Here is a 15,673-nt window from a genome sequence, read left to right on the forward strand (position 1 = left end):
GGCGGGCGTTCAGCCTTCGCCGGTGAGCTTCCCGCGGAGCTGCTCCAGCGTCTGCGACAGCAGCCGGGAGACGTGCATCTGGGAGATCCCGACGCGGTCGGCGATCTGCGTCTGCGTCAGCCCGCCGAAGAACCGCATCACGAGGATCGCGCGTTCCCGCTTGGGCAGTTCCTGCAGCAGCGGCTGGAGGGCCTCGTGGTTCTCGACCATGGCCATCTCGTGGTCGGGTTCCCCCATGGTGTCCGCCAGCGACAGCGCCTCGGCGTCGTCGTGCACCGGCTTGTCCACCGACAGGGCCTGGTAGGCGTTGCCGGCCACCAGTCCTTCGCGGACCTCTTCGACGTCGAGGCCGAGGTGCTCGGCCAGCTCGGTCGGCGTCGGCGCGCGGCCGAGCCGCTGGGACAGCACCGCCGAACCCTGGCTCAAGGACAGGTGCAGCTCCTTGAGCCGCCGCGGGACCCGCACCGACCAGCCGGTGTCCCGGAAGTGCCGCCGCACCTCGCCCATGATCGTCGGCACGGCGAAGGACAGGAAGTCGTGGCCGCGGCTGGGGTCGAACCGGTCGACGGCGTTGATCAGGCCGATCCGCGCCACCTGGACCAGGTCCTCACGAGGCTCGCCGCGTCCGGAGAACCGGGTCGCGATGTGCTCGGCCAGCGGCAGGAGCTCGGTCACCAGCTTGCTCCGGACCGCCTCCCGCCGCGGGTCGCCGTCGTCCAGCGTCCCCAGCTCTTCGAACAGCGGCTCGCAGTGGGCGTATTCGTCCGGGCGGTGCAGGAGGGTTTTGCGCTCGCCGCTCACGCGCTCGTTCCCGGGTTCAGCACCAGCTCGATCGTGACGATGCCCGCGCCTCCACCGGGGAGGACGTCGCAGTGCGCGGTCACCGACCGGCTCAGCGTGGTGAGCACGTGCCAGCCGAACGTGCGGTCGCTGGGTGGGCGCGGATCCGTCGACCGGGTCGAGACGACCACGTGCAGACCGTCGACGGCCTGCACGAACCGGCAGTGCAACTGGGTGCCGAGCTCGGCCAGCTGGACCAGCTGGGCGCACGCCTCGTCGACGGCCATCTTCGCGTCGGCGATGGCGTCCAGCCCGAAGTCCGCGCGCGACACGACGCCGTGCGTGAGCATCCGGACCAGCGGGATCTGCTCCGCCATGGCGGGCAGCCGCAGCTCGACCGGCTCTTCGAGCAGTTCGTCCAGCGTTGGCTTGCCGCTGTGCGCGCCGCCGCTTCGTGTTTCTTCCATGCGCGAGTTACTACCCATCTGGGGGAATGCTGACACGTGCCGATCAGGGGTTTCCGGTCTCGTCACCGGCCCAGCGCCCGTTCGAGTTCCTTCTTGGTCATCGTCGAGCGGCCGTTGATGTTCCGCTTCTTCGCTTCGTTGTACAGCTGGTCCTTCGTCGGGCCGCCGGGGCCCTTGCGGTTGCCGGAGCGCTCGCCGCCGCGCTGCTGCGGCGACTTGTCGTTGACCGACGTCCTGCTCGCCTGCCGGGACTCGCCCGACTGCGCGCGGTTCTTGTTCACGGTCCGGGCCGCGATCTCCTTCGCCCGTTTCGTGCTCGCCCCGCGGTCCTCGGCCGAGTCCTTGACGTGCTCGTATTGCCGTTCGCGCTTGGCGCTCCACGACTGAGGCATCGCACATTCCCTTCTCCTTGCGGGCGGGATACCCGGTTGATCACCCGGTAAACCCCGCGAAGGCCGGTTACCCACGCCACCGGGCGGGTACGCGGGGAGCCGACCCGAGAGGAGGCGCCGATGAAGATCGGCTACACGCTGATGACCGAGCAGGCCGGACCGAACGACCTGGTCCGGTTCGCCGCCGGTGCGGAACAGGCCGGCTTCGACTTCGAGGTGATGAGCGACCACTACTCGCCGTGGCTGGACGAGCAGGGGCACGCGCCCTACGCCTGGAGCGTGCTGGGTGCGGTCACGCAGAGCACCGAACGCGTCGAGCTGATGACCTACGTGACCTGCCCGACCGTGCGGTACCACCCGGCGGTGGTGGCGCAGAAGGCGGCGACGGTCCAGGCGCTGTCGGGCGGCCGGTTCACCCTCGGGCTCGGCGCGGGGGAGAACCTCAACGAGCACGTCGTCGGCCGCGGCTGGCCGCCGGCCAACGTCCGGCACGACATGCTCGCCGAGGCCCTGCAGATCATCGGCGGCCTCTTCGACGGCGGGTACTTCGACTACGAGGGCAAGCACTTCCGCGTCGACTCCGCGAAGCTGTGGGACCTGCCGGAGACCCGGGTGCCGATCGGGGTCGCGGTGTCCGGTTCGCAGTCGATCCGGCGGTTCGCGCCGGTCGCCGACGCGATGATCGCCGTCGAACCGAAGGCGGAGCTGTCGAGCGAGTGGGACGCGACGAAGCTCGGCCCGCCGAGCCGCAAGATCGGGCAGATGCCGGTGTCGTGGGGCACCGACCGTGACGCGGCGGTGAAGCGCGCTCACGAGCAGTTCCGCTGGTTCGCCGGCGGCTGGAAGGTCAACGCCGAGCTGCCGGGGCCGGCCGGGTTCGCCGGGGCGACGCAGTTCGTCCGCGAGGACGACGTCGCCGGCTCGATCCCGTGCGGCCCGGACGCCGGGCCGATCGTCGAGGGCCTGCGCGAGTTCGAGAAGGCGGGCTTCACCGACGTCGCCCTGGTCCAGATCGGCGGCGACCAGCAGGACGGCTTCCTCGACTTCGCCGAGAAGGAGCTGCTCCCGGCCCTGCGGGGGTAGTTCCACCCGTTCGGGGGAACGCGGGACGTCGCCATCAGGAGTAATACGCGGGTTACGGGACAGTCCGGCGACAGGAGTTGCGGATGACCGAGGTGAAGCCGGCACCGAGCCTGCGGGCGGTGCCCCTGGCCGTGGCGCGACGCGGCCCGAAGGGCGGGACGCTGCTCGCCCTGTTCCGGACCACCGACCCGAAGCAGATCGGGCTGCTGTACCTGACGACGTCGTTCGCCTTCTTCATGGCGGGCGGCGCGATGGCGCTGCTGATGCGGGGCGAGCTGGCCCGGCCGGGACTGCAGTTCCTCTCGCCGGAGCAGTACAACCAGCTGTTCACCATGCACGGCACGATCATGCTGCTGCTCTACGCCACCCCGAACCTGTTCGGGTTCGCCAACTACATCCTGCCGCTGCAGATCGGCGCGCCGGACGTCGCGTTCCCCCGGCTCAACGCGTTCGCCTACTGGCTCTACCTGTTCGGCGGGCTGATCGTGATCAGCTCGTTCCTCACCGCGGGCGGCGCGCCCGACTTCGGCTGGACGGCCTACACGCCGCTGTCCAACGCGATCCACTCGCCGGGCGTCGGCGGCGACCTGTGGATCATGGGCCTGATCGTGTCCGGGCTCGGCACCATCCTCGGCGGGGTCAACATGGTGACCACCGTCGTCTGCCTGCGCGCCCCCGGGATGACGATGTGGCGGATGCCGATCTTCACCTGGAACATCCTGTTCACCGCCGTGCTGATCCTGCTGGCGTTCCCGATCCTCACCGCCGCGCTGTTCGGCCTGGAGGCGGACCGCCGGCTAGGGGCGCACGTGTTCGACCCCGAGAACGGCGGGGCGATCATGTTCCAGCACCTGTTCTGGTTCTTCGGCCACCCCGAGGTCTACATCGTGGCCCTGCCGTACTTCGGGATCGTCACCGAGATCGTCCCGGTGTTCAGCCGGAAACCGCTCTACGGCTACCGGCTGATGGTGTTCGCGACCGTCGCGATCACCGGGCTGTCGGCGGTCGTGTGGGCGCACCACATGTTCGCCACCGGCGCGGTGCTGCTGCCGTTCTTCTCGATCATGACGTTCTTCATCGCGGTGCCGACCGGGATCAAGTTCTTCAACTGGATCGGCACGATGTGGAAGGGGCACCTGTCCTTCGAGACGCCGATGCTGTGGTCGGTCGGCTTCATGGTGACGTTCCTGTTCGGCGGCCTCACCGGCGTCATCCTGGCGTCGCCGCCGCTGGACTTCCACGTGACCGACTCCTACTTCGTCGTCGCGCACTTCCACTACGTCCTGTTCGGCACGATCGTGTTCGCGACCTTCGCCGGGATCTACTTCTGGTTCCCGAAGATGACCGGGAGGATGCTCGACGAAGGCCTCGGCAAGTGGCACTTCTGGACGACGTTCATCGGCTTCCACACGACGTTCCTGATCCAGCACTGGCTGGGTGACATGGGCATGCCGCGCCGGTACGCGGACTACCTGTCGTCGGACGGCTTCACGACGCTGAACACGATCTCGACGATCGGCGCGTTCATCCTGGGCGCGTCGACGCTGCCGTTCATCTGGAACGTGGTGAAGAGCTACCGCTACGGCGAGCAGGTCCTGGTGGACGACCCGTGGGGCTACGGCAACAGCCTCGAATGGGCGACGACGTGCCCGCCGCCGCGGCACAACTTCCTGGACCTGCCGCGGATCCGGTCGGAACGGCCCGCCTTCGAGCTGCACCACCCGGAGGCGGTGGAGCGGATGAAGGAGGAGCGGTACGTCCGGTCGAAGCGGGCCAAAGCCAAGCTCCTCGATCCGGGCGCCGACCCGGCCGGGTCGCGGGAAGGCCACGCGGGCTCGGCGGGCTCGTCGCGCTGATCGGGCGGGCAGCCGCCCCGGAGTCAGGCCGGAGCGGGCTCGGGCCGTCCGGTGGCGATCGTGAGGCGCTGGTCGGCGGCCGTCACCCGCAGGGCGCGCCGGACCATCGGGTTCGTCCCGGTGACCACCAGCAGCTCGGTGCCGTTCTGCTCGGCTTGCAGCGCCGCGTGCAGCAGCACGCGGACGGCCGCCACGCCGAGGAAGTCCACTTCGGACAGATCGAGGGTGAGCCGCTCCGGAACCGCCCACAGGCGGTCCGAAACCAGCGAGGCGAGGTCCGCCGCCGTCGCCGTGTCGAGGGCTCCGCGGGCGGTGATCAGCACCGCGTGCGGGGCGGGCCACGTCGTGCGCAGCCGGAGTGCGGGATTTCGGGGTCGGGGGACCTGCATGCCGGTTCGCCGCCGTCCTGGGTGCGCGGGCCGGAGCACCGCGCTGGAGGGTGTTCCTGAGCCGGCTGCTGTGCTGAACCGTCACCCGAGCCTAACCGCGTCCGGACCGGCCGCAACCGGCGTTGCTCCGAACGGGCGTGTCGCCGCGCCGTGGCGGTGACCGCTTGTGCCTGCCGTGACCGGGATGCAGTAATCTCGCGCTGGACCCGTTAAAGCGCTAGCGGCCCACTAGTGGCGCGCGCCCGGGTCCTCCCTGGTTGAGAGCGCCCCGAGAACCGAGTAAAGGGGCGTCACCAGGATGACGGGCGGCGATGAGCAGCTCACCGCGCGGTTGGACGAGGTCACGCTGGCGATGGAGTCGCTGACCGCGATGCTGGACACCGAGCTGGACCTCGGGCAGATGCTGCAGTCGGTGTGCGACCACGCCGTGCAGGTGGTGCCCGGGGCCGACATGGCCAGCATCACGCTGGTGCGCGAAGGCGTGCCCGAGACGGTCGCCAGCACCGACCAGCGGGCGGTGAACTTCGACCGCGAGCAGTACCGGATCGGGGACGGGCCGTGCCTGCGCGCCGCCGAGACCGGGCAGCCGGTCCGCGTCGGCGTCGGCGCGGTGGGGGACGTGTGGCCGCAGTTCGTGTCGGCGGCCGAGCAGCTCGGGGTGGCCAGCTTCCTGGCCGCGCCGCTGACCGTGGACGAGGACATGTCCGGCGCGGTCAACCTCTTCGGCTTCGGCGAACACGGCTTCAGCGAGCTGGGCACGAAGATCCTCGAGCTGTACACGGCGACGGTGGTGATCGGCCTGCGCAGCGCCCGCCGGTACTTCGCGGCGCGCGAGCTGATCGACCAGCTGAACCGGGCCCTCGAGACGCGCGCGGTGATCGACCAGGCCAAGGGGATCCTGATGGCCGCGCACCGGATCACCGCGGAGGAGGCGTTCCAGCGCCTGGTGAAGCGGTCCCAGGACGGCAACCGGAAGCTGCACGAGGTGGCGGCGGAGTTCGTGGCGGCGGTCGCGACCACGAGGGCCTAGCCGGGGGGACTGTCGGGGCGGACGCTCCGGCCCGGCTGCCTCGGCGACCGGCTGTGCCCCGGGCCTCGCGAGCCGGTGAGCTAGCCGGCCGGGACCTCGTCCGGCGGCGCTTCGGTCTCCGCCGCCTCGGGTCTGTGGCGGCCGCGCTGGCACGTCGTGCAGACCAGCGTGCGGCCGAGGACGGTCCCGTCGTCGGCCACCACCCGGGCGACGTGCATCGTCGGGAAGCCGCACACTTCGCAGGGCAGCGACCCGTCCTCGCGGCTGATGCGGAGCTGGGTGCCCATCCGGCCTCCTGGTGTGACTTGGGTCTCACACACCTTGCCGGTTCCCCCGGCAGAACCGGGCGAATTCACTCGTTCGGCCCAGTGGCGGTCGTCTCCGGGAACCCGATCGGTGCCTCTTGTGTTGGGCAGGGTGAGACGGGGTAATCGGCCGGCGACCGGGGTCACCCGGGGGACTGCCGGAGGGGAGCGAACATGCGAGACAAGCGGAACGACCTGCGACCGGTGGCGGACCTGCTGCTCGAAGGCGGGGACACGCCGGCCCAAGAAGATACGCGGCGCAAGGCCGCGCTGGCCGTCGCGGCCCGGGCGAAGGATCCCGAGGACTGCGCGCAGCTGCTCGACATGCTGGGCCTGCACCGGTCCGGCGGGCGCAGCAGCGAAGTCGCCTGACGCACGACCCCCGGAGCCCGCCGAGACCACCCGTCCGGCGGGCTCCGGTGCGTCACCCTCCGCTACGACGGGGCGTTTCGGGCCGTGATCACGCGGGTATCGCTGCCGGTGAGGAGGTCGACATGGCCAGACCGGTGTGGAGCGGTGCCCTGAGCCTGGGGCTGGTCACCGTCCCGGTGGAGCTGTACCCCGCGGTGGCGGACCACACGATCCACTTCCACCAGTTCGAACGGGGGACGTCGGACCGGATCCGCAACCGGCGGGTCAACGAGCGGACCGGTGACGAGGTCACCCAGGACGAGATCGTCAAGGGCTACGACCTCGGCGGCGGCGACCACGTGCTGGTGGAGCCCGACGAGCTGGACGAGATCGCCCCCGAGCGGTCGCGGCGGATCGACATCGAGCAGTTCGTCGGACTCGACGAGATCGACCCGTGGTTCTACGACCGCACGTACTGGCTGAAGCCGGCGAAGGAGGACTTCGCGAAGGCGTACGGCCTGCTGCTGCAGGCGATGGACCGCAGCGAGAAGGCCGGGATCGCGAAGTTCGTGCTGCGCGGCAAGGAGTACCTCTCGGCGATCCGCGCCGGCGAGGACGTCATGGTGCTCAACACCCTGCACTTCGTCGCCGACCTGCGGAAGCCGAAGGACGTGCTGGGCGGGCTGCCCAGCCTGCCCAAGCCGCGGCCCAAGGAGCTCGACATGGCGCTCGCGCTCGTCGACGAGATGACCGCGCCGTGGAAGCCCGAGGACTACCGCGACGAGTACTCCGAGCGCGTCGAGGAGCTCGTCAAGGCCAAGAAGCAGGGCAAGGAGATCGCCCACGAAGAGGAGCCGGAGCCTTCGGCCGACGTCGTCGACCTGTTCGAGGCGCTGTCGCGCAGCGTGAAGAACCGCAAGGGTGGCGGCAAGAAGACGGCGAAGAAGAAGGAGCCGGACCTCGCGGAGCTGTCCAAGTCCGACCTGGACAAGCTGGCCCGCGAGCAGGGCGTGAAGGGCCGCTCGAAGATGACGCGCGCCGAGCTGGAGAAGGCGCTGAAGGCCTCGTGACCGGAGGGACGGGACCCGGCTGGCGCGAACCGGCGCTGGCCACGCTCACCGACCGCCGGTTCTCCGACGAGGACTGGATCTACGAGCGCAAGCTCGACGGCGTCCGGGCGATCTGCGTGCGCGACTCGGGCACCCCGACGCTCTACTCGCGCAACCACAAGGTCATGGACAACGCCTACCCCGAGCTCGTCGAGGCGCTGGCGGCGCAGGGCGGGCCGCGGTTCGTGGCGGACGGCGAGATCGTGGCGTTCGACGGCGCGAACACCAGCTTCGCCGCGCTGCAGCCGCGGATCCACCTCACCGATCCGGACCGGGCGCGGGCCACCGGCGTGCGCGTCCACTACTACTGTTCGACCTGCTGTACTACGACGACCAGGACACGACCGGGCTGCCCCTGCGGCAGCGGAAGGCGTTGCTGCGCGACGCGTTCGACTTCCAGGATCCCCTGCGGCTCTCGGCCCACCGCAACACCGAAGGTGAGAAGTTTTACGCGGAAGCCTGCCGGCGCGGCTGGGAGGGCGTCATCGCGAAGCGGGCGGAGGCGCCGTACCACCACGGACGGACCCCCGACTGGCTGAAGTTCAAGTGCGCCCAAGGGCAGGAGTTCGTCATCGGCGGTTTCACCGACCCGCAGGGCACCCGCCACGGCTTCGGCGCCCTGCTGCTCGGCTACCACGAGGACGGCGGCCTGAAGTACGCCGGCAAGGTCGGCACCGGGTTCGACGAGCGGCTCCTGGCGTCCCTGCACGCGCGGCTGCGGGAGCATGAGACTACGCGGTCGCCGTTCGCCGGGACGGTGAAGGAAAAGGGCGCGCACTGGGTCCGGCCGGACCTCGTCGCGCAGATCGGCTTCTCGGAGTGGACGCGCGACGGGCGGCTGCGGCACCCGCGGTTCGCCGGGCTGCGCGAGGACAAGAAAGCGGCGGACGTCGTGCGGGAGCGCGGATGAAGATTTCCCACCCGGACAAGGTGTACTACCCCGGCGACGGGCTGACGAAGGGTGACGTCGTCGAGTACTACCGCGCGGTCGCCGACGTCATGGTGCCGCACCTGCGCGGCCGCCCGCTGACGCTGCGGCGCTACCCCGACGGCATCGAGGGCCAGGGCTGGTTCCAGAAGCACCCGGGGGAGCACTTCCCGGACTCGATCCGCGTCGAAAGCGTCCCCCGGCGGGGCGGCGGCACGGACGACTACGTCGTCTGCGAGGACGCGGAAACGCTGGAGTACCTGGCCGGGCAGGGCACGCTGGAGTTCCACGTCTGGCTGTCCACCGTGGACGCGCCGGAGCGGCCGGACCGGCTGGTGCTCGACCTCGACCCGCCGGACGGCACGCCGGTCGCCGAGCTGCGCGCGGTCGCGCGGCGGATCCGCGACCACTACGAGCGGGCGGGGCTGACGCCGTTCGTCCAGGCGACGGGCGGCCGCGGCTTCCACGTGCTCGCGCCGCTGGACGCCAAAACCGACACCGAGACCGTCCTCGAGCTGTCGCGGGCGCTGGCGGACCGCGTCGCCGCGGACGACCCGGACCGCCTGACGACGGCCCAGCGCAAGGACAAACGCGGCGACCGGATCTTCCTGGACGCCAACCGCAACGGTTACGCGCAGACGTTCGTCGCGCCGTACTCGCTGCGCGCTCGCCCGGGCGCCGCCGCGGCGACCCCGCTGGACTGGCGCGAGCTGGGCAAGGCGGAGCCGGCCGGGTGGAGCCTGGCGAAGGAGAAGCAGCGCTTGGCGCGCAAGGAGGACCCGTGGCGGGACCTGGACGCGCACGCGGCGTCGGCCGAAGCGGCGCTGAAGCAGCTCACTTGAGCAGCTTGCTCGCGGCCTTGAGGTCGTCGACGAACGCCGCGTAGGCCTCGTCGCGGTCGGGCGCCCGCAGGACCGCCGACGGGTGCACGGTCGCGATCGCGGCGGGGACCAGCTCGGCCACGTCCTCGGGCGCTTCGACCGCTTCGCCGCGGTGGGCCGTCAGCTTGAACTCGGTGCCCAGCAGCGACTGCGCGGCCGTCGCGCCCAGCAGCAGCACCAGCTCCGGACGAACCGCGCGCAGCTCCGCCAGCAGCCACGGCCGGCAGGCGAACACCTCGGTGCGGCCGGGCTTCTGGTGGATGCGGCGTTTTCCACGTTCGTCGCGCTTGAACTTGAAGTGCTTGACGGCATTGGTGACGTACAGGGCCTTCCGGTCGAAACCGGCCTCTTCGAAGGCGCGGTCGAGGAGCTTCCCGGCCGGCCCGACGAACGGCTCGCCCGCGAGATCCTCCTTGTCGCCCGGCTGTTCGCCGACGACCAGGACCTTCGCCTGCTTCGTGCCTTCGCCGAACACGGTCTGGGTGGCGTCCTGGTACAGCGAGCAACCTCGGCAGCCGGCCGCCGCCGACCGCAACCGGTCGAGATCGGTGGTGTCCGGCGGCTCGGCTCCGCGGGTGTCCGGCATGTGCCGGGAATTTCCCCCGCGGCGCCCGGGTAAACCCCCGCCCGGGAGCCGGACACCGTGCGCGACGGTGATTCCTTCCCGGGTGGCCCGGGTACCCCGCGGGTATGTCACGCAGCCGAGGAAAAGTCGAAGTCGCGACCCGCGTCGCCCTGGACACCGCCGAGGACCTGGCCGAGCACTACACACCGGGCGTCGCGGACCAGGCGAAGCGGGTCGGTGACGATCCGTCGGTCCTCGCCCGCGAGACGGTCAAGGGCAACTCGGTCGCCATCGTGTCCGACGGGTCCGCCCTGCTCGGGCTCGGCGACCGGGGCCCGGCCGCCGCGCTGCCCGTGATGGAGGGCAAGGCGGCGCTGCTCAAGCGGTTCGCCGACGTCGACGCGTGGCCGATCTGCCCGGTGAGCCGCGAACCCGACGACCTCGTCCGCACCGTGAAGGACCTGGCGACGTCGTTCGGCGCGATCAACCTCGAGGACATCGCCGCGCCGCGGTGCTTCACCGTCGAGCGGCGGCTGCACGACGAGCTCGACATCCCGGTGTTCCACGACGACCAGCACGGGACGGCCGTCGTCGTGCTCGGCGCGCTGCACAACGCGCTGAAGCTGACCGGCCGCGAGCCCGAGGGCACGTCGGTCGTCATCGCTGGAGCGGGCGCGGCGGGCAGCGCGATCGCCCGGCTGCTGCTGCGCGCGGGCTACCGGGCCGACGGCATCGTCGTCTGCGACAGCGAAGGCGTGCTCCACCCGGACCGGGACCTCATGGGGGAGAAGCACTGGCTGGCCGAGCACACCAACGCCGGCCGCGTCACCGGGAGCGTCCAGGACGCGCTGCGCGACGCGGACGTGTTCATCGGCGTCAGCGCGGGCGGCCTGCTCGACCCCGGCGACCTCGCCGCGATGGCCGACCGCCCGATCGTCTTCGCGCTGGCCAACCCCGAGCCGGAGGTCGATCCGGAAGCGGCGGGCGACCACGCGGAGATCGTGGCGACGGGCCGCAGCGACTTCCCCAACCAGATCAACAACGTGCTGGCGTTCCCGGGGATGTTCCGCGGCCTGCTCGACTCGGGGGCGCCGAAGGTGACTCCCGAGATGCTGCTGGCGGCGGCGCACGCACTGGCGGACGTGGTCGGCGACGACCTGGACGCGGGGCACATCGTGCCGAGTGTGTTCGACGAGGCGCTGGTGCCGGCTCTGGCGGAGGCGGTGGCCGGCGCGGCGAAGGCGGCCGATCAGTCCACCGTGGACCCGGCCGCCGGCGTCCCGTCCTGAGCGGACTTCGGGGCCGCCTCGGTGCGGGCGATGTGCCACGCCACCAGCGCACCGGCGCCGACCGTGCCCCAGAGCACGAGCGCGGCGTCGCGGGCGAACAGGCCGACGACGAGCATGACCACCGCGGTGATGTCGCACAGCACGAGCAGCAGGTTCCAGCGTTTCGCCTCGCGCAGGGTGCGGCCGGTGAAGGCGGCGGCGAACGCGGGGTCGCTCGCCTGCAGCTCCGCTTCGATCTCGCGCAGAGCGTGACGCTCTCGGTCCGGCAGCATGGTGGCCTCCTCGCCTTCGGCTACCGCAGAGGTACCCCCTCCTCGCGCCTCCCAAGCAGCGCTTTCTCGTGAAATCGGCGCTAGTGGTTGTCGCGGGGGATGCCTTTCGTCTTGGCGATCCGCTGGTAGGCCACGGCCGGGCGGAGCACCATGCCGTCGCACAGCTGGTCGACCATCGAGCGCTGGATCTCCTGCCACGGCGTCTGCGCGTCCGGGACCGGGTATCCGCCCGCTTCGGCCAGCTCCTTGTGCCGGAGTGCCAGCTCTTCGTCCGGGATCAGGACGTCGGCGGTCCCGGCGGCGAGGTCGATCCGCACCCGGTCGCCGGTCCGCAGCACCCCGAGCCCGCCGCCCGCGGCGGCTTCGGGGGAGGCGTTGAGGATCGAGGGCGACCCGGACGTGCCCGACTGGCGGCCGTCGCCGAGGCACGGCAGCTCGTGGACGCCCCGCTTGATCAGCTCCGCCGGCGGCCGCATGTTGACCACCTCCGCGGAGCCGGGGTAGCCGAGCGGGCCGGTGCCGCGCATGACGAGCAGCGAGTGCTCGTCGACGCCGAGGTCCGGGTCGTCGATGCGGGCGTGGTAGTCCTCGGGGCCGTCGAACACGACGGCGGTGCCCTCGTAGACGCCGCCGGCCAGGTAGCGGCGCCGGAACTCCGGCGAGATCACGCTGGACTTCATGATGGCCGCGTCGAAGAGGTTGCCCTTGAGGACCAGGAACCCGGCGTCTTCGGTGAGGGCGGTGCCGAACGTGCGGATGACGTCGCGGTCCCCGGCCTCGGCGTCGCGGCAGTTGTCGCCGAGCGTGCGGCCGTTGACCGTGCGGGCGCCTTCGTGGATGAGGTCGTGGCGCATCAGCTCGTGCACGACGGCGGGGACGCCGCCCGCGCGGTGGAACTCCTCGCCGAGGTACTTCCCGGCCGGCTGGAGGTCGACGAGCAGCGGGACGGCGTAGCCCAGCCGCTGCCAGTCCTCGAGGGGCAGGTCGATGCCGACGTGCCGGGCGATCGCGCCGATGTGGATCGGCGCGTTGGTCGAGCCGCCGATCGCCGAGCTGACGACGATGGCGTTCTCGAAGGCTTCGCGCGTCAGGATGTCCGACGGCTTGAGGTCTTCGCGCACCATCTCGACGATCCGTCGCCCGGTCAGGTAGGCCATCCGCGCGCGGTCGCGGTGCGGCGCCGGGATGGCGGCGCAGCCGGGCAGGCTCATCCCGAGCGCCTCGGCGAGCGCGTTCATGGTCGAGGCGGTGCCCATGGTGTTGCAGTGGCCGGGCGAAGGCGCGGAGGAGGCGACGAGCTCCATGAACCCGGCGTCGTCGATCTCCCCGGCGGCGAGCAGTTCGCGCGCCTTCCAGACGATGGTCCCGGACCCGGTGCGCTCGCCCTTGTGCCAGCCGTTGAGCATGGGGCCGCCGGACAGCACGATGGCGGGGAGGTCCACGGTCGCGGCGGCCATCAGGCAGGCGGGGGTGGTCTTGTCGCAGCCGGTGGTGAGGACGACGCCGTCGATGGGGTAGCCGTAGAGGGTCTCGACGAGCCCGAGGTAGGCGAGGTTCCGATCCAGGGCGGCGGTCGGACGCTTGCCGGTTTCCTGGATGGGGTGGACCGGGAACTCGATGGCGATGCCGCCGGCCTCCCGGATGCCCTCCCGGGTGCGGTCGGCGAGCTGCAGGTGGTGCCGGTTGCAGGGGGACAGGTCGGAGCCGGTCTGCGCGATGCCGATGATCGGCTTCCCCGACTGCAGCTCTTCGCGGGTCAGGCCCCAGTTCATGTACCGCTCGAGGTAGAGGGCGGTCATCCCGGGGTCGGCGGGGTTGTTGAACCAAGCTTCGCTGCGCAGTCCCATACCGGCCAGTTTGGCAACGTGGGCGGCCGGATGCACGCCTTCGGGGTGGGGAAGGTCTTGGATGAGTCCTCGCCCCTGCCTCACCGCGGCCCCCCTGCCTCACCGCGCCTTCCGGGCGCGCCCTGGCTCCTGCTTCACCCGCGCCTCCCGGGCGCGCCCTGGCTCCTGCCTCACCGCGCCCCCGGCCGCGCGCTCGCCCCGGCCGCCCGAGCGTCCTGAATGACTCATTCAGGTCCCCCGACGCCCTGAATGGGCGCAGCAGGGGGCGGCGCGGTGGGGCCGGGGCAGGCGCGTTCGGGCTGAGACCTGGTCTCAAAACTCGGCGTGTCACTAGGTGAACCAACGGCCCGCCCCTGGCTCCGCACCGCCCGCCTGTGGGCCCGGCCGACGGACCGCGAGGTCTGTCAGAGAGACTGGGGGCCAGTGCCCGCCCTCTCGACCTGGAGCCGTTGATGCCGCAAGGGACCGTCCGTTGGTTCGACGCCGAACGGGGTTTCGGCTTCCTCGCGCCCGAGGACGGCTCGCCGGACGTGTTCGTGCACGCCTCCGAGATCGTCGGGGACGGCGGCGGGAAAGTGCTCCGCGAGGGTCAGGCCGTCGTGTTCGAGGTCGGCGAGAACGACCGCGGGCCCCAGGCGCTGCGCGTTCGCGTCACCGCCGATGCGGCCACCGGCAGCGCCGTGGGCCTGCTCGGCACCGTCAACTGGTACGAGCCGGGCAAGGGGTACGGCTTCGCGTCGCCGGACGGCGGCGGCGCCGACATCTTCGTGCACAGCTCCGCCATCGTGACCGGCGGCGTGGTCACCGAGGGGCAGCGGGTGGCCTTCCTGATCGTCGAAGGCGAGCGCGGCCCGCAGGCCGGGCACGTGATCCCGCTGGGAGCAGGGGCCGGCTCACCCGCTGCGGCCGGTATCGCGGACGGTGCCGACGGCACGGTGGCCTGGTACGACGAGGACAAGGGCTTCGGCTTCATCAACCCCGACTCCGGCGCAGGGGACGTCTTCGTTCACGCCCGGGCCCTGGCCGAGGGGCTGACGTGGCTCGCGGAGGGCGACCGCGTCGCCTACGAGGTGGCCAGTGGAGACAAGGGCCCGCAGGCCCGCGACGTGCACCTGGTCCGGGGCGCCGAGCCCCAGACGGCGCCGCAGCGGTCGGCACCTGCCGCGGCCGCAGGGCCGGCGGCGCGGGACGTGCCCGTTCGAGGCGGCGAGGGCGTCGTCGCGCGCTACGACGCCGACCGCGGCTTCGGCTTCATCACCCCGGACGCAGGCGGCGACGATCTCTTCGCCCACGCGTCCGTGATCATGGGGTCGGAGCCGCTGCAGAAGGGTGACCGGGTCCGGTACGCGGTGCGTCAGAGCGACCGGGGCCCGCAGGCCGACCGCATCGAACGCCTCTGAAGAGGCGGCCCCACCGACGGCTGATCACTTCCCGACGAGAGTGCTCGTTCATCCCGGTCGATGGTGCCGTCAGCAACGCGGCTGCAGCCTCCTCCAGGAGATCGATCTCTCTCGTGGTGACGGGACCCGGCCGAGGCGGGACTTGCCCTCAGTCCCGCGCCGGGCGATACGGCCCTTGATTCCGCGGCGGGTCAGGTAGCGGCGGTAGTCGTAGCCCTTGTCGGCGTGCAGCTTGTCCGGTCGGCATCGAGGCCGGGCCGCCCGGCCGTGGTGGCCGCGCACGGTCGGGTTCGTGTCCAGCAGCGGCTCGAACAGCTTGCTGTCGTAGGTGTTTGCGGCCGGTCAGCTCGCCCCCTTTTCGACCGCACCGACACCGCGTCGATGCAGCCTCTGGTCCAGTCGAGCTCGTCGATGTCGGACAGCTCATCGAGCACGAGCTGGTGCAGCCGGTCCCGCACGCCGGCGTCCTGCCACTCACGTAACCGCCGCCTCGCGGTGTGCCCGGAACCGCATCCGAGCTGCTCGGGTAGGTCTCGCCAGCGGCAGCCGGTGTCGAGCACGAACAAGATCCCCTCTAGCGCGGCACGGTCATCGATCCGGGGCCGCCCGCCCGGACCGCGCGGCGCTGGTCGGGACGGGATCAGGGGTTCGATCAGCTCCCGGAGCCGGTCTTCGACCCGCCGCTGCTGCGTCGTCTTCGCCACGACTGCCCACGATCGACGACCAGGA

General features: G+C 71.3%; 16 protein-coding genes and 2 pseudogenes. 9 read left to right on the forward strand and 9 right to left on the reverse strand.

The genetic code is table 11. From position 1 onward, the window contains the following. Positions 1-9 precede the first annotated feature (9 nt). The 3 genes from ACZ7OH_RS05335 to ACZ7OH_RS05345 form a co-directional block, all read right to left on the reverse strand. On the reverse strand, positions 10-801 hold the full coding sequence (locus ACZ7OH_RS05335) for a SigB/SigF/SigG family RNA polymerase sigma factor (RefSeq protein WP_470279717.1): 792 nt from the start codon (positions 799-801) through the stop codon (positions 10-12). Continuing rightward, a complete protein-coding gene (locus ACZ7OH_RS05340) occupies positions 798-1,247 on the reverse strand; it encodes an ATP-binding protein (protein WP_470279718.1) in 450 nt (149 codons plus the stop codon). Before ACZ7OH_RS05340 ends, ACZ7OH_RS05335 begins: the two co-directional genes overlap by 4 nt. A gap of 62 nt (positions 1,248-1,309) precedes the next feature. Continuing rightward, positions 1,310-1,639, reverse strand: a complete 330-nt coding sequence (locus tag ACZ7OH_RS05345) for a plasmid stabilization protein (protein ID WP_470279719.1) — start codon at positions 1,637-1,639, stop codon at positions 1,310-1,312. 120 nt (positions 1,640-1,759) lie between these two features. Between ACZ7OH_RS05345 and ACZ7OH_RS05350 the strand changes: the two genes are divergently transcribed. Further along, the gene (locus ACZ7OH_RS05350) at positions 1,760-2,722 is read left to right on the forward strand and encodes an LLM class F420-dependent oxidoreductase (RefSeq protein ID WP_470279720.1); all 963 of its coding nucleotides are present in this window, start codon (positions 1,760-1,762) and stop codon (positions 2,720-2,722) included. Positions 2,723-2,805: 83 nt separating this feature from the next. Further along, positions 2,806-4,578, forward strand: coding sequence for an aa3-type cytochrome oxidase subunit I (gene ctaD / locus ACZ7OH_RS05355; protein WP_470279721.1), 1,773 nt, complete (start codon positions 2,806-2,808; stop codon positions 4,576-4,578). 23 nt (positions 4,579-4,601) lie between these two features. Here ctaD and ACZ7OH_RS05360 read toward each other — a convergent pair whose 3' ends face one another. After that, a complete protein-coding gene (locus ACZ7OH_RS05360; RefSeq protein WP_470279722.1) occupies positions 4,602-4,967 on the reverse strand; it encodes an STAS domain-containing protein in 366 nt (121 codons plus the stop codon). A 298-nt stretch (positions 4,968-5,265) separates the two neighbouring features. On the opposite strand from ACZ7OH_RS05360, the gene ACZ7OH_RS05365 reads away from it, so the two are divergent. Next, the gene (locus tag ACZ7OH_RS05365; RefSeq protein ID WP_400909235.1) at positions 5,266-5,997 is read left to right on the forward strand and encodes an ANTAR domain-containing protein; all 732 of its coding nucleotides are present in this window, start codon (positions 5,266-5,268) and stop codon (positions 5,995-5,997) included. Between the two features lie 80 nt (positions 5,998-6,077). On the opposite strand, the gene ACZ7OH_RS05370 is transcribed toward ACZ7OH_RS05365, so the two are convergent. Next, on the reverse strand, positions 6,078-6,284 hold the full coding sequence (locus ACZ7OH_RS05370) for a hypothetical protein (RefSeq protein WP_400909237.1): 207 nt from the start codon (positions 6,282-6,284) through the stop codon (positions 6,078-6,080). Between the two features lie 192 nt (positions 6,285-6,476). On the opposite strand from ACZ7OH_RS05370, the gene ACZ7OH_RS05375 reads away from it, so the two are divergent. The 4 genes and pseudogenes from ACZ7OH_RS05375 to ligD (ACZ7OH_RS05390) all read left to right on the forward strand — a co-directional run bounded on the left by ACZ7OH_RS05375 (position 6,477) and on the right by ligD (ACZ7OH_RS05390) (position 9,532). Further along, on the forward strand, positions 6,477-6,674 hold the full coding sequence (locus ACZ7OH_RS05375) for a hypothetical protein (protein WP_470279723.1): 198 nt from the start codon (positions 6,477-6,479) through the stop codon (positions 6,672-6,674). A 122-nt stretch (positions 6,675-6,796) separates the two neighbouring features. Next, complete coding sequence (gene ku / locus ACZ7OH_RS05380; protein WP_470279724.1) at positions 6,797-7,723, forward strand: non-homologous end joining protein Ku; 927 nt, start codon at positions 6,797-6,799, stop codon at positions 7,721-7,723. Then, positions 7,720-8,672, forward strand: a pseudogene (gene ligD, locus ACZ7OH_RS05385) (non-homologous end-joining DNA ligase). Before ku ends, ligD (ACZ7OH_RS05385) begins: the two are co-directional and overlap by 4 nt. Beyond that, positions 8,669-9,532: a non-homologous end-joining DNA ligase gene (gene ligD / locus ACZ7OH_RS05390; RefSeq protein WP_470279725.1), complete on the forward strand. Its 864-nt coding sequence runs from the start codon at positions 8,669-8,671 to the stop codon at positions 9,530-9,532. The pseudogene ligD (ACZ7OH_RS05385) and the gene ligD (ACZ7OH_RS05390) overlap by 4 nt, the downstream one beginning before the upstream one ends. Here the strand turns inward: ligD (ACZ7OH_RS05390) and ACZ7OH_RS05395 are convergent. Next, the gene (locus ACZ7OH_RS05395) at positions 9,525-10,157 is read right to left on the reverse strand and encodes a UdgX family uracil-DNA binding protein (RefSeq protein ID WP_470279726.1); all 633 of its coding nucleotides are present in this window, start codon (positions 10,155-10,157) and stop codon (positions 9,525-9,527) included. The genes ligD (ACZ7OH_RS05390) and ACZ7OH_RS05395 overlap by 8 nt on opposite strands. 104 nt (positions 10,158-10,261) lie before the next feature. On the opposite strand from ACZ7OH_RS05395, the gene ACZ7OH_RS05400 reads away from it, so the two are divergent. After that, positions 10,262-11,425, forward strand: a complete 1,164-nt coding sequence (locus ACZ7OH_RS05400) for an NAD(P)-dependent malic enzyme (RefSeq protein WP_470279727.1) — start codon at positions 10,262-10,264, stop codon at positions 11,423-11,425. Here ACZ7OH_RS05400 and ACZ7OH_RS05405 read toward each other — a convergent pair. Beyond that, complete coding sequence (locus ACZ7OH_RS05405) at positions 11,386-11,697, reverse strand: DUF3040 domain-containing protein (protein WP_470279728.1); 312 nt, start codon at positions 11,695-11,697, stop codon at positions 11,386-11,388. The genes ACZ7OH_RS05400 and ACZ7OH_RS05405 overlap by 40 nt on opposite strands. 80 nt (positions 11,698-11,777) lie before the next feature. Continuing rightward, complete coding sequence (locus ACZ7OH_RS05410) at positions 11,778-13,544, reverse strand: IlvD/Edd family dehydratase (RefSeq protein ID WP_470279729.1); 1,767 nt, start codon at positions 13,542-13,544, stop codon at positions 11,778-11,780. Between the two features lie 452 nt (positions 13,545-13,996). Between ACZ7OH_RS05410 and ACZ7OH_RS05415 the strand changes: the two genes are divergently transcribed. Beyond that, entirely contained in the window at positions 13,997-14,944 is a 948-nt protein-coding gene (locus ACZ7OH_RS05415) for a cold-shock protein (protein ID WP_470279730.1), read from the forward strand. Positions 14,945-15,037: 93 nt separating this feature from the next. Here the strand turns inward: ACZ7OH_RS05415 and ACZ7OH_RS05420 are convergent. Next, positions 15,038-15,648 (reverse strand): annotated as a pseudogene (locus ACZ7OH_RS05420) (transposase); the annotation flags it as partial. Between the last annotated feature and the right edge of the window lie 25 nt (positions 15,649-15,673).

This window comes from Amycolatopsis sp. NPDC114478, assembly GCF_055633805.1.